Consider the following 26,080-nt stretch of genomic DNA (forward strand, 5'->3'; position numbering starts at 1 on the left):
ATTATTTTTAATTTATTTATCGGTTTTGTAGTCATAATTCTTTTCATAAAGGAACAATTTTTGGAGTAAATTGCACCTACTATTGATACACTATGTTTGACAAGCCTCAAAGAAAACTGAAAAGATCCGCAAGACTGATTTCCGTACTAAGTAAATATGGATTCAAAGATATTCTGGCAAGAATGAATGGAAATAAACAGGAAGAATCTTCCTCCGGTAATTCAGATGAAATCATTTCAAAAGGAACCGTTTACGAAAGAATAAGACTGGCTCTTGAAGAGCTGGGACCTACGTTTGTAAAATTGGGTCAGACATTCAGTAACAGAGAAGACCTATTACCGCCGGAATTGATTCAGGAGCTGCAGAGGCTTCAGGACAAAGTGGAAACAGTAGAGATGGATGTAGAGGAAGCACTGGAAAATGAATTTAATATTTCTGTGAAAGATTATTTCCGAGAAATCCAAAAAAAACCTTTGGCTACTGCTTCCATTGCGCAGGTTTATAAGGCTGTTCTGCTGGATGGCAGTCCTGTGATTTTAAAATTGAGAAAGCCTAATGTACAGTCAGTCATTGAAGATGACTTACTTTTGATTAAAGATATTGAAAAGCTGATATCTGCCTACTCGGAAATAGGAGAAAAGCTGAATCTGAAACAGGCTATTTCTACCTTTGAAAGGTCTTTGCTGGAAGAAGTTTCCCTGATCAATGAAAAGAACAATATCCTGCAGTTCCGTGTGAATTTTAAGAACAATAAAGAAACTTATGTTCCTAAAGTATACGAAGAGTTTTCCAACAACAATATTCTCTGTATGGAATTTATTGATGGGATCAAAGTAACCGATACATCTGCCCTGGTGGAAAATGATATCGATCCTGTAAAGGTTTCAGAAACAGGATTAAGACTTTTTGTATCACAGATTTTAGACTATGGATTTTTTCATGCTGATCCTCATGCCGGAAATATTTTAGTGAGAAAAGACGGTAAAATTGTTTTCATTGATTTTGGAGCAATTGGGAAAATTCTGCCTAATGATAAAGAAATTCTTGAAAATCTTATCATAAGCTTCGTCGCCAAAAACTCTCATAAAATAGTCCGTTCTCTCAAAAAAATGGCCATAAGCTATGAAATACCTGATGAAAGGCGTTTTGAAAATGATGTGGAAGAAATTCTGAATTTTGTTCACAGTTCATCATTACAAGATATCAATGTACAGCTAATCATCAACAAGATGAAGGATATTCTAAAAGATAACAGGCTCTATATGCCGGATTATTTTTATCTTTTATTCAAAGGAATCAGCCTGATAGAAGGGGTGGGAAGGAGTATTAATCCAGATCTTGATATTGTTAAAAGTCTTCATCCTTACACCAAAAATATTTTCACCAGGAAAATAAGTCCTAAGAACCTGTTAAAGACAGGGATGGACAGGATGATGAATTTCACGGATAATGTAGATGAAATACCCAAAGAACTTCGTTCCGTTCTTCAAAAACTGGATGATAATAAATTCACCGTTTCCAGCGAAATCAAAAATATAGAGAAGACCAACCAGCTCATCAAATCCAGTGTGGTGAATCTTATACTAGCCATGGTTCTAGGGGCAAATATCATAGCCACTGCTATCGTTTTTTCTTCGGAATCAGGACCCAGAATAGGAGAACTTTCGGTAGTAGCGGTTTTAGGCTTTATCTTTTCGATCCTTTTGGTCGTAATCATCCTGCTGAGGGTAACCAGAAAATAAACGTAATTTAAAAAACAATTATCCACCCAAAAATCCCTTCTCTTACTCAACACTCTGTTATACCTGCAACCCGTAATTTCAGCCAACAATGAAAACACTTATTATACCAGTAATCGCCTTATTCAGTTCTTATAGTTTCGCTCAGCAAACAAATGAAGAGAAACTTCAGGGAGATTTTGATGGCAGTGGAACAAAAGAATACGCTTATACAAAAGTCAGCGAATGTTGTGAGGAATGTGAAGGAAAGTGTGAAACCACCATTTATTTCAGTGATAAAAACATAAAGCCTATAAAGATCATACCCGCAAACCAGGGAAGTCTGTATAATCTGGGAGATCTTAATGGCGATGGGAAAGATGAGATTGGCTTTTATCCGAATTGGTGTACCAGCTGCTGGCATCCGTTTTATGTGTATACTTTGGATAAAACTGACTGGAAGCCATTATTGCCTCCTATCTCAACCCATTGTAATCAGTGGGAAGAAGAGCAATTTCCTATCAGAAAAGATCCGAAAAAGAAAGGGTATGTTATCGTTACTTCCAGCAAATGGATAGATGATGATATTAAAATAATCAGTGAAAGTGTAAAGGTAAATTAGCATGTTAACTTCTTGCTGGTGGTTCTTTGTTGCTGAAAATATCAATGTATTTGGCAGCGATTTTCTATATTCACATAGCTACTCCCTAAAACCTGCTGTCTAATATCTGCCACCTCTAATTTTCAACTTCTAATTAAATACCTATCTTTGCAAAATGGAAAAACTCACTTTTGCGGATTTTGACCTTCCGGTTAAAATTCTCGATGTTTTAGCGGATCTGGAATTATTTGAACCTACTCCAATTCAGGAGAAGAGCTTAAAGCCTATACTTTCGGGAAGAGATGTAATGGGAATTGCGCAGACAGGAACCGGGAAAACATTAGCTTATCTTTTACCCGTTCTGAAAACCTGGAAATACAGCAAGACAGGAAACCCAACTGTTTTGGTGCTTGTTCCTACAAGAGAACTGGTGGTGCAGGTAACAGAAATTCTTGAAAAACTGACAGAAAATATCACTGCAAGAGTAATCGGAATATACGGAGGAAAGAATATCAATACCCAAAAACTATTGTTCAACGATGGCTGCGATATTCTGGTAGGAACACCGGGAAGAGTAATGGATCTTTCTATAGACAACGCTATTTCTCTGAAAGAAGTTCAGAAGCTGATCATTGATGAGTTTGATGAGATGCTTAACCTGGGTTTCAGACCACAGCTTACTCACATTTTTGAAATGATGAAAGAGAAGAGACAGAATATTCTTTTCTCTGCAACCATGACGGAAGCGGTAGATGAAATGCTGGATGTGTATTTTGCCAGTCCAATTGAAATTTCGTTGGCTAAATCCGGAACGCCACTGGAGAAAATAGAGCAGATTGGTTACAAAGTTGAAAACTTTAATACTAAAATCAATTTACTTGAACATTTACTGAAGACTAATACTGATATGTCCAAAGTATTGATTTTTAATAATAATAAGAGACATGCCGATTTGCTCTTTACTAAAATTGATGAGCTTTTCCCTGAACAGTTTGATGTGATCCACTCGAATAAATCACAAAACTACAGACTAAAAGCAATGAAAAGGTTTGAAAATGAAGAGATCAGAGGTTTGATTACGACGGATGTAATGGCAAGAGGTCTTGATATTTCAAATATTACTCATGTAATCAATTTTGAAACACCCGATATTCCGGAACAATATATCCACAGAATCGGTAGAACGGGTAGAGCAGATAAAGAAGGAACAGCTTTGGTCTTTGTAACGAAAAAAGAAGAACCTTTACTTCTGGATATTGAGCTTTTGATGGATAAGGCATTGAAATTTAATGAATTTCCTGAGGAAGTTAAGATCAATCCTAAAAAGATCGCCGCTGAAGAAGAGCAGATCGTTATGAAAAATCCTGCACAGGTAAAACTGAATGATGGCGGTGGAGCATTCCATGAGAAAAAGGCTAAAAATACCAAAGAAAACTGGGGTGGACCTTCCAAAAGAAAAGCACCTAAGAAATTTGGAGCCAACAGGGCTCAGCAGAAAGCAAAATCTAAATCGAAAAGAAAGAAATAAAATAAAAACGATTCCTGATACGGGAATCGTTTTTTATTTTAAAGCAAGTCCTCATCCTGAAAATCCAGCTTATTTTTTATTTCAGATAAGGAGTGATCACCTTAGCCCAGATGTTATATCCTTCCGGCTTAAAGTGAAGCATATCTTCCACAAAAATATCTTTTCTTACGTTTCCGTCAGCATCTTCCATTGCTTTTGTAACATCAATGAATTCAGCATTGGGTTCTTTTTTCATAAAAGCAGCGATCTTTTTGTTGGCTATTTTTATTTGAGGCCAGATCACTTCTCTGCTTGGCGAATATTTGATCGAGATATAATCTATTTCAATATCAGGAAATCTCTCACGTATTTTTCTGTAAAAGCTTTTGAATCGGTTAACGACCACTTTGGCTTTTAGCTGGTGATTATCTGCAAAATCATTTTCGCCACAGTAAATAATGATCTGTTTGGGCTGATAAGGAGCTAAAAGGTCATTCGCAAAATCATTAAGATCCGTAAGTCTTGATCCTCCAAACCCTCTGTTGATAATAGTTTTACCCGGGAAATAATCTGCTACATCCGTCCATTTTGTGAATGATGAGCTTCCCAGAAAAAGGATAGCATCCTTTTGAGGCGGATTTTGCTGGTCAAGCTTTTTAAACTCCTGGATGTCTTGCCAGAACATGGGTTTTTTCTCCTGAGAAAAGGCAATAGCAAAATACAGCAATAAAAATGCTGATAGAATCTTCTTCATTATATTCAGTTTTAAATTTAACTATAAAAGTAATAAAAAAACTCCCGATTAACGGGAGTTTATAATTTATCTTTCGTAGGTAATATAAGGAATGTCGGGAATTTTATCTCCGTCCATATCAAATAGTCCTGACTGCTGAGCCATTTTTAAATTTTTGCCTGTCAATACATCTATTCTGTAATTGACCGTACCCTCATCATCAAGTTTAATTCCAATAACTTTTGAGTCAGCATCATAAGTGTATCTTCCCTCACTTTTCTGATCCATTTGACAGTCTGCACCTGTTCCTGTATACGCTGTATAGCTCACATAATAATCTGTTCTGAAGAAAAGAGTATTTTTGGTTGCACATCCGGTGTTTGGATACATTTGAAGCACTGTTTTATTATCTTTTCCGGAAATAATTTCTCTTTTAACTTCCTTCCAGTCTCCCTTCATGATTTCCATATCATAAGCTTCAAGATTGTCATCTTTACAAGAAGTAAGCGCCAGGGCAGAAAAGGCAAATAAAAGTAGCTGTTTTTTCATTTTCACAAATTTAATAATATGCTAAAATATAAATAAATTTGAAATATCTGTAATGAAATAGTGAATTTTTAAACGAATGTTTGTAAATTAAATAATTTTGAGAATGAAATCAGTATTTTCAAGCAGATAAATTGCTTTTAAAAATAAAAAAATGATTTAAAGACAAAAGATATTGTCCCTCTATCTAACATCAAAAGAAGCGGACAAAAGCCCGCTTCCTATACAATTAAAAGCCACTCCGGCTTCAGTCAGAATGTAAAATACTAAACCTTAAACTTAGAATTTTAAACCTTAAACTTTAAATTCCTAGTAGCTCATTTCTACAATCTTATACGCGTCCTGCGGAGTCAGTTTTTTATATTCTCCAAGGCCAAGCCAGTTTCTATCCGTAAAAGCTTTTTCAACTTTTTCAGCAGTTCCTTTAAAGTCCTCTGTATATTCGGAAAGTCTGGTTTTGATGTGAAGACTGTGGAAGAATTCTTCCAGTTTTTTAATACCCAGTTCAGCTTTCTCTTCTACAGTTCCTTCTTTGATTCCCCAGACTCTTTCAGCGTACTGAGCCAGTTTTCCTTTTTTATCTTCGAAATTGTAACGGTAATGAGAAGGTGCAATAATTGCCAGGGTTCTTGCATGATCAATGCCGAAATATGCTGTCAGCTCGTGTCCCATAGCATGTACTGCCCAGTCTGTAATCACTCCTTTCTGGATCAGTCCGTTCAAAGCCATTGTACAGCACCACATAAAGTTTCCGGCAGCATCATAGTTGAAATCATCAGCCAGTACTTTAGGAGCGGTTTCCTGTAGACTGATCAGAATGCTTTCTGCAATTCTTTCCTGAAGGTCCGCAGAAGAAGGAGCCGTCATATATTGCTCCAAAACGTGAGTATAGGCATCTGTGATTCCGTTCACGATTTGATTTTTCGGAATAGATCTGATCACTTCCGGATCCAGTACAGAAAACTGCGGGAAAAGCCCGGGTCCTCCTGAAGATAATTTCTCATTGGTTTCTCTTCTGGAAATAACGTAACCTGAATTCATTTCCGAACCTGTTGCAGGCAGTGTTAAAATACTTCCGAAAGGCATTCCCTGTCCTTCAAATGTTCTTACCGACTTTCTCAGGATCTCCCACGGTTCACCATCATAATTGGCTGCTGCAGAAAGAAATTTTGTGCCGTCAATTACAGATCCGCCCCCTACAGCAAGAAGGTAAGTGATGTTTTTTTCTTTGATAAAGCTTAGGGCATTGATCAGAATTTCATATTCAGGATTGGCAGGAACTCCACCAAATTCATATAAATCATGGTCTTTCAACGCCTCTTTTACCTGATCGTAAACACCATTGTTTTTGATGCTTCCACCGCCGTAAATCATTAATATTCTCGCGTCTTTGGGGATTTCTTTGGAGATTTTAGCGATTTCGCCTTTTCCAAAAAGTATTTTTGTAGGATTTTTAAACTCGAAATTAAGCATTGTTCTAAATTTATTTTAAGTCAAATTTACGGAATGAAAAAAGAAAAGTGAGTTAATAAAATTTTAAAATTGCTATCATTCAGTTTTATGAAAGCTATTGAGGCAAGCAGCCCTTTTGTTTTTAGATGATAACTTTTCAAATCCAAAATAGATGAGTTCTAACAATAAAGTATCTTCCCTTAATTCCCTTTATCAGCCTAAAAAGCTTACTATTTTCCAAAAAAGCGGTTACAGAGAAGTACAGTTTTCATCTTTCGCATATACTCCATTCCTTTTCGCTTCCAGCTTTCCGGTTCTTCTGTTGATTGTAACTAAAAAAGACTCTTTCACAGCCGGACAGCCCTTAGACTGCATAAGATACATAGAAAAATGACGGTTGTCCATTTTATAAGCTCCGGTAAAACGGTTGCTTGTATCTACCGAATAACCATACGTTTTGGCCAGTAAAATCGCTTCAGGAAGATTATCAACAGTTCCTATAAAATCTCTCAGCTGCTGTTCACTGGAAAAATAAACAGACTTTTCATTTTTACACGCAAGAATGTATGAAAAACAATTGTTCCCGATGCATTTCTGGAAAAAACCTCTTTCAGGAACAGGTTCATTGATCGTCATAAAATCAGGAGCCTGGCTTTCGTAGATAACTGCTTTTTCATAATCCATATCATTGCTGAGAACGCGCCAGTAAGCATAATCTTTATCAGGAACTATGAAAGGATAGAGGTATTCTGCGGTATCAAGGATATCAGGAATTTTTTTATAATCATCGGAAACCTTGATCTGGCTGTAAAGCAGATTAGAGAGAATCAGGGAAAATGCGATGATTACTTTCATAGAGAATGTGTTGTCTGTACAAATTTAAGAAAGAGAATTATTCCAATACAATTTTATAATATCCTTTTTCAGCAGTTACATCAATATCTATACCTGTAAACGTTAATTTATTGATTTGATAGCCATCACAACCTCCATTAAATTCTGATGACTGAATTGAAAAATCCAGGTCTTTAATATTAGAAAAGAATTTATACTTTTTTGTTCCATTATAAGCACCTACGTTTTCTAAAAGGATTCTATTATCGGATGTTTTGGATAATTGCACACTGGCATTATTTTCATCCTGAATAGAATAAGTTGTTAATGTTCCATTGGTGATAAGATTTTCATTATTGGAATTGACGAACTCAAAAATGATGGGTAATGGTGCATTGTAACAATCTTTTTCACAAGAGATGAATAGAAGGGTAATGAGTAAGAAAGTCAATATTTTTTTCATGGATTACAGATGATGTATAGAGTAAATTTACTATTATTTTTTTGCATTTTGCCCTCAATTTTTGTCATTTGTCAATTAAATTAATTTTAAAATCGCTTACATTTGTTACTATGATACATGACCAACGCGCAGAAAAATTCAGGCAGATCGTGGAAAATAAGTTCCAGATCTACAATTCATTATTTATGAGCCTGCCTTATGATAAAATGACGAATATCGGAATGCTGCTTCCGTTTCTCTATGAAGAAAGCAGAACTGGCTATGAAGCAGGAAAAACTCCTGAAAATATCGTCGAAGAATTTTTTAAAAACCATACCGATCTTCAGAACGAAGAGCAGAAACTTGAACTGCTTTTCAAGATCATCCAGTATATAGAAAGACAGGTTGTTTTGTTTGACAGTATTGAAGATGCAGCATTTCCTAATCTTCATTCAGAAAGTGATAATGGAACGGTGACCAACCTCTTTGAACGTTCTTTTCAGGATCATAAAATTGAAAAAGTACGCGAGAAATTGAAAGATTTCAGCGTTAAGGTTGTATTTACTGCGCATCCTACTCAGTTTTATCCAAGTTCGGTACAGAGAATTATTCAGGATTTGAGAGGGGCTATTACCCATGATTCGGTGACTCAGATTGATACTCTTCTGCAGCAGCTGGGGAAAACTCCTTTTGTCAACAAAGAAAAACCGACTCCAATAGATGAGGCGCTGAGTATTATTTCTTATCTGAGATATGTATATTATGATACCATTGGCGAACTGTTTACGAAGATCAAAAAGACTTTCGGGAACGGTCATTTTCACCTTCATGAAGATATTATCCAGCTTGGTTTCTGGCCGGGAGGTGACAGAGACGGAAATCCTTTTGTAACAGCAGAGGTAACGAAAAGAGTAGCGGAAGAACTTCGTTCTGCTATTCTGAAATCATACTACAGCCACTTAAAATTTATCAGGAGAAGATTGAGTTTCAGAGGCGTTTCCGAAGTGTTAACCCAATTAAGCGAAGAGCTGTATGCTGCCATTTTTGATGGAAAAGACATTAAAGCAGAAGATATTTTAAAGAAAGCAGCCGAAGCAGAAAAAATACTGATCAACGAACATAACTCTTTGTTTTTAGATCTTTTGATTAATTTCAGAGACCGTGTGATGATCTTCGGTACTCACTTTGCAACCTTGGATATCCGTCAGGACAGCAGAATTCACCAGAAAGTTATTGATGAGGTGTATGCAAAAGTATATGGAAATGAAGAGGCTGATTACGAGAAGAAATTCAATAAGCTGATTCAGATTTCTGAAAAAATAAATGCAGATGATTTCGAAGACATTGTAAAAGATACTTTGTTAACGGTTTCTCAGGTTTCAGAAATTCAGAATCTGAATGGACTGCGAGGCATGAACCGCTATATTATTTCCAATTCTGATGCCGTAAAAGACGTGATGAACGTATATGCCTTCTTTAAAATCTGCGGTTATAAAGATGAAGAGATCAATATGGATATTGTTCCGCTTTTTGAAACCATGGAAGGGCTTGCCAATGCAGAAAATGTAATGAATGAGCTGTATCATAATCCAGTCTACAAAAAGCATCTTGAGAAAAGAGGAAACCAGCAGACGATTATGCTTGGATTCTCAGATGGAACCAAAGACGGAGGATATTTAAAAGCCAACTGGGAAATCTATAAAGCCAAAGAAGTACTCACAAAACTTTCGGAACAGAATAATATTAAAGTTGTTTTCTTTGATGGCAGGGGAGGCCCGCCGGCAAGAGGAGGTGGAAAAACCCACGATTTCTATGCTTCCCAGGGAAAAACGATTGCCAATAATAAGATTGAATTAACCATTCAGGGGCAGACGATTACCAGTATTTTCGGAAACAAGGAGCAGGCAAAATACAACTTTGAACAGCTTCTGACAGCAGGTGTTGAAAATGATGTATTTAAAAATTCAAAAAAAGAACTTACAGAAAAGGAAAGAGCTTTGATTATAGAGCTTGCAGATATCAGCTATAAAAAATATTCGGATCTGAAAGCGCATCCCATGTTTGTGCCTTACCTTCAGGAAATGAGTACGCTTGAATATTACGGAAAAACGAATATCGGAAGCCGCCCTTCAAAAAGAGGAAACGGAAGCGAGCTTAAATTTGAAGATCTGAGAGCCATCCCGTTTGTAGGCTCATGGTCACAATTAAAACAGAATGTCCCGGGATTTTTCGGTTTTGGATATGCAATGCAAAAGATGAAAGAGCAGGGCAGATTTGAAGAGGTAAGAGAACTGTACAAAGGTTCGGATTTCTTTAAAACTTTAGTTTTGAACTCCATGATGAGTATGAACAAGTCTTACTTCCCATTGACTTATTATATTAAAAATAACCCGAAATTTGGAGCATTCTGGAATATTCTTTTCGATGAATACGAGCTTTCAAGAGATATTATGCTGGAGCTGACAGGATTTAAAATGCTTCAGGAAGAAGATCCTTTATCCAGAAAATCTGTGAAGATCCGTGAGAAGATTGTGCTTCCGCTGTTAAGTATCCAGCAGTATGCTTTGATGAAAATTCAGAAAGGAGAAGGGAACAAAGAAGCTTACGAAAAGCTGGTGACGCGTTCATTATTCGGAAATATTAATGCCAGTAGGAATTCTGCATAAGTTATTACGAAAGTAATAGGATATCAATAGGAATGGGTTATAATCCTGAGCGTAGTCGAAGGATGCCCATTCTTTTTTTATTAACCAATCCTCCGGCTTCAGCCAAAACATAGGATATGCAGTTTGAGAAAAAATAGTTTTCACACATTCAACAGATCAAATAGAATATAGAATCTGTTCAATCTGTTGGATGTGCAGGAGACAAATAATTATTCCTTTAAGAATTTTTCGTAGAAAACCTTATCCTTCGTCTGAATTTTCAGATAATAAGTCCCTTTGGGGAAATCTTCCACTTTTATTGATTTTTGATTACTACTTTTTCTGATTAATCTTCCCAGATTATCATATATTTCCAGGGACTGAACTTCTTGGTCTGATGCTACATTAAGAATGTTTTTTGCAGGATTCGGGAAGATAGAATACGTTTCTTTTTTTACAATTTCAGATGTATTCAGAACAAGATTGTATAAGCTTCCGAAATTAAGGATTCCAAATCCCATCTGATCGGAATGTGCAGGATAAAGTGATGCCGTTTGTCTCAGCTTTGTTCTCATCTGCTCTCTGTTCATCGCTGGAAACGCCTGGATAAGACATGCAACACCGCCGGCAGCAATGGGAGTCGCAATTGAAGTTCCATTCACAATTAAGGTAGCATTATCATAAACGGTTGTCGTACCGGTTCCCTGAGTACTTCCGTCCGGCTTTACCACTCCGAGAGCATTAGGCCCGAAAGAAGAAAACCCTGAAGCATTTCCGGCAGAATCTACAGATCCGATAGAAAATACTTTAGCATTATCAGCGGGTGTCATAAGGTAATGCCACGGCTGTTGTCCCGAGTTACCGGCAGCGGCAAGAACAAAAATACCTTTTTCAGCAGCAATGCCTGCTCCGCGGGCAATAAAGGAGGTATTGCCATCCATATTGGCATACGTATAATTGTATCGGCTTTCGTCAAAAATATTGTAACCCAATGATGAAGTAATGATTTCAACTCCTTTTCTGTCTGCTTCCTCAGCCGCCTCAATCCAGTATAGCTCTTCTTCGGGAATCTCTACGGTAGCATTTTCACTGCGGTAAAGGTAAAAATCAGCATCAGGTGCAGCTCCTGCAAAAACGTTTTGAAGATATCCGCCAATAACACCTAACACAACGGAACCATGAGTACTGAGAGCCGTATTATAAATATCTGCGGTTTTGGTAACAAAATCATAAGAAGCTTTGATATGATTATTCGTCCATAATCTTGTAAAGGCAGCTCCTGTATTCACAGTTGGGAATCCTGCATCAATTACCGCTATGGAAACTCCTGTTCCCGTATAACCTGCCAGATGAAGCGGCCGGATATTCACCTGGTCTATTTGTCCTGCCCCTGATCCATAATTGAAGTTGGTAAGTGTTTTATTGATACTGGCATCGTCTTTCCATTTTCCTGATGATGTTTTCACGGTAGTAGAAGTGTTTCTGGCAAAACTTTCAACAGAGGAAACATAAGATTGGGCCTGTAATAACGTTTTTTGCGCCGGAGTGGCATTTACAGCTGCTCCATTAAGCCATTTTGAGTAATCCTTAACAACAAATCCCAAATTTTGAAGATTCTGAAGGTAAGACTGTTCAATAGGAGCATCCTGATCATTAAGCGGTATTCCCAGCATTGTACGTCTGTTGAGTGATTTCTGGCTGAGCTCTGACAGCGGATTGGCATAAAAAGCAGCTTTATTAGGCTTATCCGTAAAGTAAACAAAAACAAGCTCCGTTTGTGCAGAAACGGTTAGGTAACCTGTTAGGAAACAAAAGAGTAAAAGTTTTTTCATAAAATTTATTTGTATAAAGATAAAAACAAAATCAATAAAATTTTTGATAGGATTTTAAATTCCTTATTTTTACAGAAATATTTTAGTATATGAAAAAAATTCAGATGGTTGATTTGCAAAGTCAGTATTACAAAATAAAGAATGATGTAGACAATGCAGTTTTGAATGTAATGGATTCTGCGGCATTTATTAACGGTCCTGAAGTAAAGTCTTTCCAGAATGAATTGGAGTCTTATCTAGACGTAAAACATGTGATTCCGTGTGCCAATGGTACAGATGCATTACAGATTGCCCTGATGGGGTTGGATCTGAAAGAAGGAGACGAAATTATCACGGCTGATTTTACTTTTGCTGCAACAGTGGAGGTAATTCATCTGCTTAAATTAAAGTCTGTACTGGTAGATGTAGATTATGATACATTCACAATTTCTACTGAACAGATTAAAAAAGCAATTACGCCCAGAACAAAAGCGATTATTCCGGTACATATTTTCGGACAGTGTGCCAATATGGAAGAAATTTTAAAAATTGCTGAAGAGCACAATTTATATGTTATTGAAGATAATGCCCAGGCAATCGGTTCAGAATATACATTTTCCGATGGAACGGTAAAACAGGCAGGAACAATGTCTACTGTGGGAACCACTTCTTTCTTCCCTTCAAAAAACCTGGGATGCTACGGAGACGGAGGGGCTATTTTTACCAATAATGATGAATTAGCTCACCGTTTAAGAGGAATTGTAAACCACGGAATGTACGAGAGATATTACCATGATGAGGTAGGGGTAAACTCACGTTTGGACAGCATTCAGGCAGCGGTTTTAAGAAAAAAACTTCCTCACCTTGATTCTTATAACGAGGCAAGAAGAAAAGCAGCAGATTTTTATGATGAAGCATTTGGAGGAAATCCAAACATCCTGACTCCCAAAAGAGCCGAGAACTCTACTCATGTATTCCACCAGTATACATTAAGAATTCTGAATGGAAAACGTAATGAGCTTCAGATGTTTTTATCGGAAAAAGATATTCCTGCAATGATTTACTATCCTGTGGCGTTGAGAAAACAAAAAGCATACTTCCAGGAAAGTGATGCTGCAGATTTTGTGAATACTGATAAGCTTTTGGATCAGGTAATTTCTTTACCGATGCATACAGAATTAGACGAAGAGCAGCTGAAATATATTACGGATGCAGTCCTTGAGTTTATGAAATAAATGAAAAAAAAGATATTTAAATATAGGCTGGTATACTATTTAGCGGTAATAACCAGCTTACTACTTTTTATAATATCTGCATTTTCCGTATTTGAAATATTTAATGATTTTAACCTGTTTAAAACATTGTTTATTGCTATTTCGCTTGTTATTAATTCGTTTGCATTTGTCAATCTTGTAGAAAAATATGATAAAGCTATTTTGTTCCTAAATCTTAGTTTATTTTTATCTATAATTGTTTTAGGTTACCCTTTATTATTTGGATTTTTAAATGGATATAATATTTTGGAAAATTTTATTTTTAAATTCCTAATTATACTCATATTGAATTTACTGATTGTCAATGTATTTAAAGTGAAAAAATATGCGGGAGCGAATGAAATAGAAAACATAGGAAAACATCAAGATTAACAAAGATTAAAAAATAAAAATGGCAATACTTGTTACCGGCGGCCTTGGATATATTGGTTCTCACACTGTTGTAGAACTTCTTAATAACGGCTTTGAAGTGGTTATTATAGACGATTTATCCAATACGGAAAGGTTTATTTTAAAAAACATTGAGGAAATTACTGGTAAGAAACCTGTTTTTTATCCTTTCGATTTAAGAAGAAAAGAACTTCTTACTCAGGTTTTTGATGCGCACCACATTGATGGTTGTATCAATTTTGCAGCCTCTAAAGCGGTAGGAGAAAGCCAGATCATTCCTGTAGACTATTATGAGAATAATTTGTTTTCTTTGATTAATATTCTTCAGGAATTTAAAACAAGAAAGATCTCCAATTTTATTTTCAGCTCATCGTGTACCGTGTACGGACAGGCAGATGTAATGCCGATAGATGAAAATACTCCGTTGAAAACGCCTGAAAGTGTATACGGGAAAACAAAACAAATGGGAGAACAGATTCTGATTGATTTTGCAAAAGCCTATCACAGTAAAATATCGCTATTAAGGTATTTTAATCCAATCGGGGCACATCCATCCGGAAAGCTGGGAGAATTGCCTATAGGAATTCCTAATAATTTAGTACCTTATGTGATGCAAACAGCTTCAGGAATAAGAGAAAAATTAAATATTTGGGGAGATGATTACCCTACAGAGGACGGAACTGCCGTTCGTGATTATATCTATGTTGTTGACCTTGCAAAAGCACACGTTGCAGCACTAAAGAAACTCATTGATGATCCTTCATCGGATGCTGTGATAGATATCTACAATCTGGGAACAGGAAAGGGTTCATCTGTACTGGAAGTGGTAAAAGCATTTGAAAAAGCCAATCATGTAGAAGTGCCTTATCAGATATGTGCCAGAAGAGAGGGAGATATTACTATTGCGTATGCTAATCCAGATAAAGCCGGAAAAGAGCTCCACTGGAAGTCTGAAACTTCGCTTGAAGAAGCTCTAAGAACAGTTTGGGAATGGCAGAAATATCTGAAAACCAGAAATTCATAGACTTAAGTGTTGAGAAATACTGACGTCACATGAAATAATAATTTAAACGATCATAAAACAAATTACAAACATCTTCCTTGAAAATTAAGTGTTTTATCTTTTTAAGAAACATGTATTTCAGCGAAGCTTTAATTTAACATTAATATGAAGACACAGAGAATAGGTATTACATTTTCGTCATTTGACTTATTGCATGCAGGTCACATCAAAATGCTTGAAGAAGCTAAAACCGTGTGTGACTATTTAATTGTTGGACTTCAAATCGATCCGTCTCACGATCGTCCAAACAAAAATAAGCCAAGCCAGACTATTGTTGAAAGATATATTCAACTGAAAGCAGTGAATGCTGTGGATGAGATTATTCCTTATTACACAGAAGAAGACCTTTTGGATATTCTTAAATCATTTGTGATTGATGTAAGAATTATTGGAGATGATTATATGGACAGAGACTTTACAGGTAAAAAATACTGTGAGGAAAAAGGAATTGAGATCTTTTACAACAAAAGAGACCATCGGTTTTCCACCAGTGACCTGAGAAGGAGAATCTACGAAGCTGAAAAAGAAAAAGATGCCAAAGCAGAACCTGTAAAATAGAAAAAAATAAAATCTTTATTCAATGTAATGAAGATTTTTTTTATTCATATTGGTCTTTTAAAACGCTGAAAATCAGAATTAAATACTATTAGATTGTTAGTGCGTGATACTTAACATAATAAAAAAAAAGGTATTTTACTTTTTTATTTGATAATTTTTTACTCTTTTTGAGCGTTAATTAATTAAAAACTAAAAAAACCATGAAAAAAACAATTTTAACCATGTTATGTATGACATTGGGGGCAGGTTTAGCTTTTGCAGGTACTAATCAACCAGCCAAAAAAGTAAAAAAAACAAATAAAAAAGCTACTTGTACTGTAAGTTGTAGCGTTACCGTTAGCAATAGCAACGGATCAAGTATAACTTACACTATGTCAGCAGGAAATCTTTTCACTAGTTGTGGAGCAGCCCAACAGAAATGTAGCACGAAAATGAAAGCTACTTTTGGTATGGAACCAACTGGATATGAACTTTAATTAAAATCTAATATTGTACATATATGAAAAAGATTATTTTAGCTACTATGATTATGATTACTGGATTAGCTAGCGCTAAAAATACTCCTAAAGAACCGGCTTCATCTCCTAAAAAGATTACAAATTCAGTTTCGGCAAAAGAAAAAGCTTCTCTTTGTACTGTATCATGTTCTACATCTGTTCAGATAGGAATGAATACTCTTACTATAACATCTTCTGCCGGAAGTATTTTTACAAGCTGCGAAACTGCTTCTCAGAATTGCACAAAAAAATTAATGAGAAAGGTTTTGGATCTTTCAATGGCTACTGAATAAAAATTAATAAGCCAATTTTTGGTATGTAACATAACAAGTTGTTTTTATTTCAAAACAACTTGTTTTTAATTTAAAAGGAATGAACAAAAATAAATTATTTATTTTGGTATTTGTACTTTGCTTTAGTATACTTAGTTCTCAGACATTTACAGGAATATATATATTCAAAATTAATTCAAAAGTGCCTACCCAGACATATAATAGTATTCTTAGCTCCCAAAATAAAACCTGGTTTGTAGAAACAAAGCAAGAGTTGTTAATTGATACTTCAGAAACGAAAAAAACATCTAGTGAGAGTGGATTAACTGTGGAACATATTTCTGATGATTATAAAAATATTATAATGCCTTCTCCTCCAGAATATTATAAAGATTCACAAACGGATAATATGCTTTCCCGAAATTTTTATTTAACAAAAGCATGTTATATTAAAGAAAATCTGGATCAGTTTACATGGAAGATATCAGATGAGACAGTAATTTATAATGGGAAAAAATATAACGAGGCAACAACAGAATTTCGGGGAAAAACCTGGATTGTTTATTTTGATCCTAAAGTTTCATTCAATATTGCTCCATGGAAGTTTTATGGATTGCCTGGTGTAGTAGTATATGCAAAAACTACGGATAATTTATATACTTTTGAACTAAAGGAATATAAAATAGTAGAGAAAAATACATCTATTAATAACCCATTTGAAAAAGAAAAATTAATAACTTGGGATCAGTATAAAGAAAATTATAAAGAATATCTGAAGAGGTTGATAAAAAAATGGAGTGCAGACAGTGAAGATGGGAATGGAGGATCTATTAAAATGGATAATACAATAGAAGATTTAGGTTTTACTGAAATAAAATAAAATTGTATGATTATACATTTTTTTGAGAAAATAATGAATAAAGGAACACCGGGCATGTTCCTTGTTTTTTTATTGTTTTCTCAATGCTTTTTTTCTCAGACTATTTCTGGTATTGTTACTTCTGAGGCGGGGGATAAAATATCTTTTGTCAATATTCTCATTAAAGAAAATGCAGATGATGAAAGAATAAATCAATTCACTCAAACTAAAAACGGAGTATATAATCTTGTTCTCAATAAGAAGTATAAAAAGATTTATATAGTTGCAAATGCTGCTAATTTTGAAACATCAGTTCAGGAAGTAGAATTAGATAATAAAGAAAAAATTTCTCTTGATTTTGTTTTAAAGAACGAAAAAATAAAGACAATACAGGAAGTCATCATTAATCAAAAAAAAGAATCATTTGAGATAAAAGAAGATACTGTGGTATACGACGTTTCCAGATACAAGGATCCGTCTGACAAAAAGGTTCAGGATGTATTAAAAAAAATGCCTGGAATCACGGTAAATGAAAAAACCGGAGAAATAAAATATAAAGGGAAGTCAGTAGAAACTGTAAAGCTGGAAGGAGATGATTTGTTTGGAACTAATTATACTGTTGGAACAAAAAATATTAATGTTGACATTGTTGAGAAAGTTGAGGCAATAGAAAATTATTCTGAAAACCCTTTATTAAAGGGAATAGAATCTTCTGATAAAGTTGCCTTAAATTTAAAAATCAAAAAAGGAAAGATTGATTTTTCTGGAAATATAGATTGGGCAAGTGGATTTGATTCTGATGTAAAACAGGTGAGTTCTATCAACTCAACTTTATTACAGGTTGCAAAAGGGTATAAGTCTTTTTTAAATCTTTCTTATAATAATATCGGAGTTAATCAATCTCCCTACGATTATTTTTCCAATAACCTTTCTATAGATCAACAGAAAAACTCAGATTATTCTGCGGCAAAAATCATTAATGATAATTCATTTTCAAGTTTTCTAGAAGATACAAGAGCTAACCGCAATAATGCTTTTTTTAGCAGTTATAATTTGATATTTAGGGCATTTAAGAAGAATAGTACAAGGATAAACCTTTCATATTTGAAAGATAAACTCATGCAGGATATCTATAATGAGAGTCATATTATAGATGATAATTTAAATCTTTCAGATACCTATAATACAATAAAGAAACCTGAATTATTTAGGATAGAAATTGATAGTAAAACAAATACAACCAAAAAATCTCTTTTAGAATATAAATTATCAGCATCTAATGAGAGTAACCAACAATATAGCTCGGTTCTACAAAATGGTGACAGGAATTTTGAAACCAATTTATTAACCAAAAACACTTTTTTAAAACAAAACTTACAATTTACATATAAGCTAAATGATAAGTCTGCTTTTCAATTCAGTACTACTTATGCTTGGAATGATATTCCTCAAAATATGTTCTCATTTCCTTATTTAAATATTGATAATGATACATCATTTAATACCCAATTGAGTAATTTTAAAAAATCAGTATTGGATTTTCAGTTAACTTATTTGGCTAAATATAAAAATATCAAGTATTTCTTTTCCTTTGGGAATAACAATGAAACCAATACCTTTAATTCGGAAGTAATGGGTTTAAACAATTCGAAAAAAAATAATTATAGCAATTTATTGAATAATAAAAAAGCTTCCACATATCTTTCAGGGCAAGCTAATTTCAATATATCAAGATTATATATACAGCCTTCTTTTAATTTATACTATCAGAGACAAAGTTTAAACAATATAAACCTTGAAAATAAAACTGTTGTATTTGAACCTAAACTTTATTTGAAATATAAAATTAATGATGTAGCTTTCATAAATAGCATTGTAGATTATCGGCAGAAGCCTTTTTCAGAAGATAAGCTATTTATAAATCCTGTCTTTATTAGTAATAGAAATATAATAAGTAATGTACCTTCTTTAAGCTTTCAAAAGACTTTTAACGGCAGGGTAAGTTATGTTATCAATGATTTGTATAAGCAATTAAATTTTAACTTTGGATTGTATTATACAAGTGATAAAGGGAATTATTTTTCAGATATAACAATTTCACCTTATATCACTCACTATACCTATTTTTATTCTCCTAAAGTAAGATCTACTTATGGTGCTGACTTTATGTATGATAAATATTTTTCATTCCTGGATAGTGTATTAAAGCTAAGTTCAAATCTCACATTTTCAAATTATGAAAACATCCTAAATAATTCTGAAACCAGAAAAATAAACAATGTTACTCAGACATATGATTTTTCTTGGAAAACAGTTTTTGATTTTAAAATTAATTTTGAGAATAAATTTACTTACAATATAAACAGTACTCAGGTAGAAAATCAAGAAAAAAATACTTTGAGGTCATTTAATAATAGTTTTAGGATTATTGCCAGGCCGTTTAGTAAATTTTCAATCATCGCAAGTTTTGATTATTTCCGCCCCAATACCAAATCCCAAGCAAATTATTTCTTTATTGATAATACAATAAAATATATTGTAAATAGGAATTGGGAATTATCCTTTTTTATGAAAAATATACTGAATAAAAAAATGATAACCGAAGTAGATATTAATGATTACTCTGTAAATACAACCAATGTAAATATTATCCCAAGATATTTTTTGATGAATATAACGTATAATTTTTGATACATCTGAGTCGTCATATCTATTTTGACATTCATGTGGATTATAATAACAATTATTCAATAAAAAAAACCTTTATCAAATTTGATAAAGGTTTTTTTTATTGAATAGGCTTATTTCCTGATTTTTTGCTGTCTTACATAGGGCCGCCTTGCTGGTCATCACCTGTTGCGTTGGAATTGATGTCCTTTTTCTTTTTAGGTTGTTCAATTTTTTCTCCCTGCTTAAATCTGTAAGTTAACGAAATAGCAAACTGTCTTGGCTGCCACTGCATATAGTTTCTTCGTGTATAATCCTCATTGAAACTAAATACTTCTCTGCTTCTTGTATTGAATATATCCTGAATATTGAAGGAAATTGTTCCGTCTCCTTTCCAGATAGTCTTGGATGCACCGAGATTCAGGGCATACATATCTTCTGTATTTTGGCTGGCTGTTTTCTGTGCCCCTCTATAGAATCCCTGTAATTGTACACTTAGCGTTTTGTCAAGCTTGAATGTTGTATTAAGACGGGCTCTGGTAGAAAAACCGTCTCCTGTGAAATTCATGCTGCGGGTTTGCTGCAGCTTATTTTTATCAATAGCATCATAATAAGCAATTCCTGTAGTTTTATATCCGAACATGTCCAGACTTCCCATGATTTTCAACCATGCAAATGGATCATAAGTAAAGTTCAGGTCCAAACCATAACGGTCATCATTTCCTAAGTTGATTGGCTTTGTATAAAATACACCAAGGCTTTCATCAGGTCTGTAGACCAACATTTTGGTATCATCCGTTGCGTGTCTGTAGTATAGGGTAGGATTAACCGTGAATTTTTTTCTGGTAATATTATATCCTACTTCAAATGAATCTACATATGAGGGATTCAGGTCTATGTTTCCTTCAAAAATATTCTGGCTGTTGCTGTAATTCGGGAAGGGAACCATAAAGAAGGACCTTGGTCTGTCTATTCTGCGGGAATAATTAAGCAAAATCTGATTATTTTTAGATACATCATAGCTTAAGAATACACTCGGAAATAGATTATTATAATTTTTGGTCTTATCTAACGGCTTATCATTAGGATTTTGATTGATATAATTAATGCTGACATTAGACAGCTCATCTCTTAAACCGAGCTGATAAGCAAATTTTTCTCCTATTTTACTCTTAAATTGTAGATAAAAAGCATTGAAGACTTCTTTATAATCTGTATTGTTATTATAACTTGGAATAAAAGGATTGTTGGAAGTACTGCTTACAAAATTATTGTAAGTATTATCATTAACATCCAATCTATATCCTGCTTCAAGCTTGGATTTTTCTCCTATTGGCAGCTCATAATCAGCTTTACCGATTATTGTTTTAGTTAACGAATATCTTCTTGTAATATCCTGCACATCAGGACGAAGGTCGTAAGTTTCAAGAATATCCGCATTATTGTTACTTCTGTTCCTTTGCAGACTTAATGATACGGATAAATTTTGTCCGTTATCATCAAATTTATGATCTAATCCCAAATCTCCCTGGAAAGCAAGGTTATTGAAGATACTTTTAGAATCTCTTCTTCCATAGGGATTTAATAAACTCCATTTTCCTGCTGTAGTGCCCGGATCCGGTGAATCTCTGAAAAACCTGTAAAAACTGTCGTAGGTATCAAGAAGTTCATTTCCGTCTCCTTCAAATGTTCTCACCAATCCTGTGAAATTAATGGAAGTCTTATCAGATAAATCATATACAAAACCCGCACTCACATTATAATTTTTATTATACGTTTTATTCTCGGAGTTTTGCAATTGATGAACAAGAACATCATTAGGCTGCTGGAAAGCAATCACATCGGGAAATGTGAGATTGTGATAGGTTGTTTCCGAATTATTCTTCGTTTTGTTTTCTGTGTAACCACCACCGCCATTCAGGAACCATGTCCAGTTGTTTTTTCTCCAGCTCAGGTTCGTATTGAGAGAAGTTCTTGGAAAATATCCCAGTGATCCAACCACACTACCATTAAATCCTACCTTTTTATTTTTTTTTAGGATGATATTCAGAATACCGGATGTACCACTTGCTTCAAATTTAGAAGAAGGGTTGGTAATAACTTCAATTCTTTCAATCTGATCCGCCGGAATACTCTGCAGTGCATTCGCTCCGTCATCTATCCCAAGAAGGGCAGAAGGCTTTCCATTGATAAGAAACTTTACATTGGTACTTCCTCTCATAGAAACTGTTCCGTCTGTATCCACGGAAACTGAAGGAACATTAGTTAAAACATCCTGAAGATTTCCTCCTTTGCTCACAATATCCTGCGAAGGATCATATGTTTTCTTATCAAGCTCTACTTTATAAGGTTTCGCTGCAGAAGCAGTAATTACAACACCCTGAATTTCTTTTGTTTTGCCATCAGCAGTAGACGAAGGCTCTGCTTCAATAGATAAAGCTCCGATATTACCTGCTTTTGCAATATTTTTGCTGACTACACTTTTTTTGTAATCAATAGCTTCTACTGTAATTTCATAATCTCCGGGCATAAGCTGAAGGGTATATTGCCCTTTTTCATCTGTCAGTACAGCATCACTTAAAGTCTTGTTGGCCTTATTGCTGAAAGTTACGGAAGCATAAGGAACCGGTTGATTTTTTTTGTTGACAATGATCCCTGAAACTCCAGCTTTCTCCTGTGCAAAAGCCAGTGCTGCCGCTGAAAGTACTAAGGTAAGTCCTAAAGTTTTTCTGGTGAAAATATTGACAATTTCTGTCTTATTCTTCATAGGTTATTTTTTTGTATAAGATCGTGAAAGAATAACCCTTAATATTTTGAGTGTCCATACTAGGCTGATCATCAAAATATTATGGTCGTTTATTGTTTTTCTAACTGTATAAATTTTTTAGGTGCTTTCTAAGCCTATTTTATATTTTTTGAGTTGAGCCAATCCTGATAGGCCTTTGCATTCACCGCATGTTCTTCAGCACTTGCAGTAAACTTATGGTATCCGAATCTTGCCGGATCAGCACACATAAATATAAAATTGTTGTTTTCAGCATTTAAAACAGCATCTATTGAATTCTTATCCACTACACAGATGGGCCCCGGAGGAATACCTGCATTGGCATAAGTATTATAAGGTGATGGTGTAGACAAATGCTTATAAAATACCCTTTTTATAGGTTCTTTAAAATTTGTCTGCTTATTGATTGCATAAATAACCGTAGGATCAGACTGAAGCTTCATTCTTTTTCTGTAACGGTTTAAATACAATCCTGCAATCGTTTTCATTTCATCTTTTTTTCCTCCGGATTCTTTATAAACAATAGAAGCCAGTGCATAAATCTGATCTCTTGTAAGACCAGACTGCTGTTCTTTACTTTTTCTTTCACTCGTCCAGAAATCATTATACTGATTTTCAAACTTTGAGAAAAACTCTCTCGGGCTTACTGTCCAGAAAAAATTATAGGTATCAATGAAAAAGTATTTTTTTAAATCTTCAACATTTTTATAGCCTTTCTCCTGTGCAACAGCATCCAGATCATTGACAAAATGTAATGAATCAATTTCCGTTTTTTTAGTCACCTTACCAATCATCTGGTACATATCTCCAAAATCACCGATTCGGTAAGAGTTGGCTGTCTGGTTACCAGCTTTGATCATATTGACAAGGTTTTTGTTGCCTGTTCCGCTCTGGATATGGTAACGCCCTGCTTTAAAATTCGTATCAAGACCTTTTTCCTTGGCTACAGCTTCAAAAGACTCTCTGTCTTTAATATAAGGAGCAATAGAATCTAGGATTTGTTTAAAGCCCGCTCTGTGAGGAATCAGAACGTAACCCTCTTTTTCTACGTTATTTCCTAAATATTTATTATAAAATCTCAAACCAAAAAATCCTGCCACTACAAAAGCCAGCAGAATGACAATGAGAATTGCTTTTTTCATTCTTATTAAATGTTGATTAAAAGTTTTTTGTTTTTAAAGAAGATCTGTTTTACCTCTAAAAACTTGCTTTGCAGGACCTTCTAACCAGATATTCTGGAATGCATCCCCGCTTTTTTCAGCATATACCTTAAGGTTTCCGCCTAAAGTTTTAACTTTTACAGAGGTTAGATTATGTTTTTGCAGAAAAGTTAAAGCGGAAGCTGTAACTCCTGTTCCGCAGCTGTAAGTTTCGTCCTCAACGCCTCGTTCATAGGTTCTTACAAAAATTTCATTATCTGAAATTTTTTCTACAAAGTTCACATTGATTCCTTTTTCTTTATATTTTTCAGAATTTCTGATGCCATATCCTTCGTCATAGACGTGATACTCTTTCAGGTTGTCTACATATTTTACATAGTGTGGAGATCCGGTGTTCAGAACAAAATCATTTCCGTCATGGGAAACAGTATCTACATTGATCATTTTTAATTTAATGATTCCGTTATGGATTTCAGCTTCATGTTCTCCGTCTGTTGCAATGAACTTGCATTTATCTTCAAAAATGTCAAGGAAAAAAGCAAAAGCAACAAGACATCTTCCTCCGTTTCCACACATCGTACTTTCCCCGCCATCAGAATTGTAGTATACCATCTTGAAATCATATTCAGGATCGTTTTCCAATAGAATAAGACCGTCAGCACCTATTCCGAAGCGTCTGTCACATAGCTTTTCAATACTATCTTTATCTTTAGTAAATTGGAGATCACGGTTGTCTACCATTACAAAATCATTTCCTGTTCCCTGATATTTATAAAATTCCATATTTTTTTGTTAATGAAGAAGCAAAATTACTATATTTAAAATGAAAAACGAACAGTGTTAACTGTTCGTTTCCTTATTTATAATCGTTTTATCTAAAGCCGCCTCCGCCGCTCTGCTGTCTGCTTGAACTCGTGCTTTGGCTGCCCGAGCTATTTCTGAATCCCCCGCCGGAAGATTCTGACCTGCTGCTTTCAGAATTTCTGAAACCGCTGTTATTCTGGTTATTCTGATTACTGCTGTTTTGATTTCTGAATCCACTGTTACCGTTGGAATTTCTGAAACCGCTGTTGTTTTGATTTCCCTGATTATTCTGATAACCATTGTTCTGGTTTCTGAATCCGCTGTTGCTGTTGGAGTTTCTGTTATTGTTGAATCCTCCGTTATTATTGTATGAACCGTTGCTGTTCGTTGTACGCGTATTCTGGAATCCGTTCTGAGGTCTTGAAGATGAAGTAGACCTTCTTTCTACGTAGACCTTTCTTCTGGAGTTATTGTAGCTATCATAGTAATAAGGAATACCATTATCATAGTAATAATTAACATTGCTTCTGTAATAATAGCCGTCATTACCCCAATATCCACCGCTTCCGTAATATCCTGAAGGCGCATAGTAATATCCGTTGTTATAATACGGATCTCCATACCCATAGCTTCCGTTGCTTCCGTATCCGTCGGTATAAGCTAAACAAGAGGTTAAACTGGTAATAGCAAAAATACTGAATGCTATTTTAAATAAATTTTTCATGACTTTATTGTACTTTTTTTTCTTTAAAACTTTTTTTCCAACTGACGTATCCCAAGATCGCCATTATAGTAAATACCAAATATTGAACCGAAGTGATTCCAAGCCCCTTAAAAATCATCATAGGGATACAAATAAGATCCCCGATAATCCAGAAAATCCAGCTTTCAATGCGTTGTTTAGCCATCAACCACATTCCTGCCAAAAATATGGAGGTAGTGAAAACATCCATCCAGTTTGCCCAGTCCAGATGATATAATCCCAAACTGACTCCTTCCATCGAAAATTGATTATCGATATAAGGTTTGTAATAATAAATTAGGGTAACAAGTGCCAGACTCATCACAAAAAGAATACTTGCATGTATCCATTCTTTTCGGGTAGCCCATGTAACTTCTACATGAATATGATCTTCAGAATTTCTTGCCCATAGAACCCATCCATAAATACTCATGACAGTATAATAGACGTTAATCATACAGTCTCCCAGCAGCCCGGCATTGAAAAGAAGATATACATAGATCAGCGTTGAAATAATGCCGGTAGGGTACACCCATATATTTTTCTTTATGGAAAAAAATACGCTCAGTATTCCGAAAATTGCACCTGATGCTTCCAACATAATTTGTAAAGAATCATAGCTTTCATAAGGCTTTACAAAAAGATCATATAAATTCATGCAATCAAAAATAAGCAAAAATATGGACTTTTTAAAATGGATTATATAATGTGTTGTTCAGG

General features: G+C 34.7%; 23 protein-coding genes. 12 read left to right on the forward strand and 11 right to left on the reverse strand.

Features of this window, described 5'->3' with window-relative positions:
* Positions 1 to 92 precede the first annotated feature (92 nt).
* The 3 genes from BW946_RS00305 to BW946_RS00315 all read left to right on the forward strand — a co-directional run bounded on the left by BW946_RS00305 (position 93) and on the right by BW946_RS00315 (position 3,847).
* Positions 93 to 1,742: an ABC1 kinase family protein gene (locus tag BW946_RS00305; protein ID WP_076594264.1), complete on the forward strand. Its 1,650-nt coding sequence runs from the start codon at positions 93 to 95 to the stop codon at positions 1,740 to 1,742.
* A gap of 88 nt (positions 1,743 to 1,830) precedes the next feature.
* Positions 1,831 to 2,340, forward strand: a complete 510-nt coding sequence (locus BW946_RS00310; protein ID WP_076594265.1) for a hypothetical protein — start codon at positions 1,831 to 1,833, stop codon at positions 2,338 to 2,340.
* A 154-nt stretch (positions 2,341 to 2,494) separates the two neighbouring features.
* Positions 2,495 to 3,847, forward strand: a complete 1,353-nt coding sequence (locus BW946_RS00315) for a DEAD/DEAH box helicase (protein WP_076594266.1) — start codon at positions 2,495 to 2,497, stop codon at positions 3,845 to 3,847.
* Between the two features lie 76 nt (positions 3,848 to 3,923).
* Here the strand turns inward: BW946_RS00315 and BW946_RS00320 are convergent, their stop codons facing one another.
* The 5 genes from BW946_RS00320 to BW946_RS00340 form a co-directional block, all read right to left on the reverse strand.
* Positions 3,924 to 4,580 carry a GDSL-type esterase/lipase family protein gene (locus BW946_RS00320; RefSeq protein WP_076594267.1) on the reverse strand — a complete coding sequence of 219 codons (657 nt, stop codon included), beginning with the start codon at positions 4,578 to 4,580 and terminating at the stop codon, positions 3,924 to 3,926.
* A 66-nt stretch (positions 4,581 to 4,646) separates the two neighbouring features.
* On the reverse strand, positions 4,647 to 5,108 hold the full coding sequence (locus BW946_RS00325; RefSeq protein ID WP_076594268.1) for a lipocalin-like domain-containing protein: 462 nt from the start codon (positions 5,106 to 5,108) through the stop codon (positions 4,647 to 4,649).
* 306 nt (positions 5,109 to 5,414) lie between these two features.
* Positions 5,415 to 6,578 carry an iron-containing alcohol dehydrogenase gene (locus tag BW946_RS00330; protein ID WP_076594269.1) on the reverse strand — a complete coding sequence of 388 codons (1,164 nt, stop codon included), beginning with the start codon at positions 6,576 to 6,578 and terminating at the stop codon, positions 5,415 to 5,417.
* Positions 6,579 to 6,806: 228 nt separating this feature from the next.
* The gene (locus tag BW946_RS00335; protein WP_076594270.1) at positions 6,807 to 7,412 is read right to left on the reverse strand and encodes a hypothetical protein; all 606 of its coding nucleotides are present in this window, start codon (positions 7,410 to 7,412) and stop codon (positions 6,807 to 6,809) included.
* Positions 7,413 to 7,449: 37 nt separating this feature from the next.
* A complete protein-coding gene (locus BW946_RS00340; RefSeq protein WP_076594271.1) occupies positions 7,450 to 7,854 on the reverse strand; it encodes a hypothetical protein in 405 nt (134 codons plus the stop codon).
* Between the two features lie 110 nt (positions 7,855 to 7,964).
* Here BW946_RS00340 and BW946_RS00345 point away from each other — a divergent pair, with 110 nt between their 5' ends.
* Positions 7,965 to 10,499, forward strand: a complete 2,535-nt coding sequence (locus BW946_RS00345) for a phosphoenolpyruvate carboxylase (RefSeq protein WP_076594272.1) — start codon at positions 7,965 to 7,967, stop codon at positions 10,497 to 10,499.
* A gap of 209 nt (positions 10,500 to 10,708) precedes the next feature.
* On the opposite strand, the gene BW946_RS00350 is transcribed toward BW946_RS00345, so the two are convergent.
* Entirely contained in the window at positions 10,709 to 12,310 is a 1,602-nt protein-coding gene (locus BW946_RS00350) for a S8/S53 family peptidase (RefSeq protein WP_076594273.1), read from the reverse strand.
* Between the two features lie 89 nt (positions 12,311 to 12,399).
* On the opposite strand from BW946_RS00350, the gene BW946_RS00355 reads away from it, so the two are divergent.
* The 8 genes from BW946_RS00355 to BW946_RS00390 all read left to right on the forward strand — a co-directional run bounded on the left by BW946_RS00355 (position 12,400) and on the right by BW946_RS00390 (position 19,893).
* Positions 12,400 to 13,524: a DegT/DnrJ/EryC1/StrS family aminotransferase gene (locus BW946_RS00355; protein WP_076594274.1), complete on the forward strand. Its 1,125-nt coding sequence runs from the start codon at positions 12,400 to 12,402 to the stop codon at positions 13,522 to 13,524.
* On the forward strand, positions 13,525 to 13,935 hold the full coding sequence (locus BW946_RS00360; protein ID WP_076594275.1) for a hypothetical protein: 411 nt from the start codon (positions 13,525 to 13,527) through the stop codon (positions 13,933 to 13,935).
* Positions 13,936 to 13,954: 19 nt separating this feature from the next.
* On the forward strand, positions 13,955 to 14,977 hold the full coding sequence (gene galE, locus BW946_RS00365; RefSeq protein WP_076594276.1) for a UDP-glucose 4-epimerase GalE: 1,023 nt from the start codon (positions 13,955 to 13,957) through the stop codon (positions 14,975 to 14,977).
* Positions 14,978 to 15,121: 144 nt separating this feature from the next.
* Positions 15,122 to 15,574 carry an adenylyltransferase/cytidyltransferase family protein gene (locus tag BW946_RS00370; protein ID WP_076594277.1) on the forward strand — a complete coding sequence of 151 codons (453 nt, stop codon included), beginning with the start codon at positions 15,122 to 15,124 and terminating at the stop codon, positions 15,572 to 15,574.
* Between the two features lie 200 nt (positions 15,575 to 15,774).
* A complete protein-coding gene (locus tag BW946_RS00375; protein WP_076594278.1) occupies positions 15,775 to 16,050 on the forward strand; it encodes a hypothetical protein in 276 nt (91 codons plus the stop codon).
* A gap of 23 nt (positions 16,051 to 16,073) precedes the next feature.
* Entirely contained in the window at positions 16,074 to 16,364 is a 291-nt protein-coding gene (locus BW946_RS00380; protein ID WP_076594279.1) for a hypothetical protein, read from the forward strand.
* Positions 16,365 to 16,443: 79 nt separating this feature from the next.
* Entirely contained in the window at positions 16,444 to 17,223 is a 780-nt protein-coding gene (locus tag BW946_RS00385; RefSeq protein ID WP_076594280.1) for a GLPGLI family protein, read from the forward strand.
* Positions 17,224 to 17,256: 33 nt separating this feature from the next.
* Complete coding sequence (locus tag BW946_RS00390) at positions 17,257 to 19,893, forward strand: TonB-dependent receptor (protein WP_083688748.1); 2,637 nt, start codon at positions 17,257 to 17,259, stop codon at positions 19,891 to 19,893.
* 133 nt (positions 19,894 to 20,026) lie between these two features.
* Here BW946_RS00390 and BW946_RS00395 read toward each other — a convergent pair whose 3' ends face one another.
* The 5 genes from BW946_RS00395 to pnuC form a co-directional block, all read right to left on the reverse strand.
* Positions 20,027 to 22,636, reverse strand: coding sequence for a TonB-dependent receptor (locus tag BW946_RS00395; protein ID WP_076594282.1), 2,610 nt, complete (start codon positions 22,634 to 22,636; stop codon positions 20,027 to 20,029).
* Between the two features lie 134 nt (positions 22,637 to 22,770).
* The gene (gene mltG, locus BW946_RS00400; RefSeq protein ID WP_076594283.1) at positions 22,771 to 23,796 is read right to left on the reverse strand and encodes an endolytic transglycosylase MltG; all 1,026 of its coding nucleotides are present in this window, start codon (positions 23,794 to 23,796) and stop codon (positions 22,771 to 22,773) included.
* 33 nt (positions 23,797 to 23,829) lie between these two features.
* Entirely contained in the window at positions 23,830 to 24,597 is a 768-nt protein-coding gene (dapF, locus tag BW946_RS00405; RefSeq protein WP_076594284.1) for a diaminopimelate epimerase, read from the reverse strand.
* A gap of 88 nt (positions 24,598 to 24,685) precedes the next feature.
* Entirely contained in the window at positions 24,686 to 25,342 is a 657-nt protein-coding gene (locus BW946_RS00410; protein WP_076594285.1) for a hypothetical protein, read from the reverse strand.
* A gap of 4 nt (positions 25,343 to 25,346) precedes the next feature.
* Entirely contained in the window at positions 25,347 to 26,018 is a 672-nt protein-coding gene (gene pnuC / locus BW946_RS00415; RefSeq protein ID WP_076594286.1) for a nicotinamide riboside transporter PnuC, read from the reverse strand.
* Positions 26,019 to 26,080: the final 62 nt, after the last annotated feature.

Origin of the sequence: Chryseobacterium sp. RU33C (assembly GCF_900156015.1) — a bacterium.
Taxonomy (GTDB): Bacteria; Bacteroidota; Bacteroidia; order Flavobacteriales; family Weeksellaceae; genus Chryseobacterium; species Chryseobacterium candidae.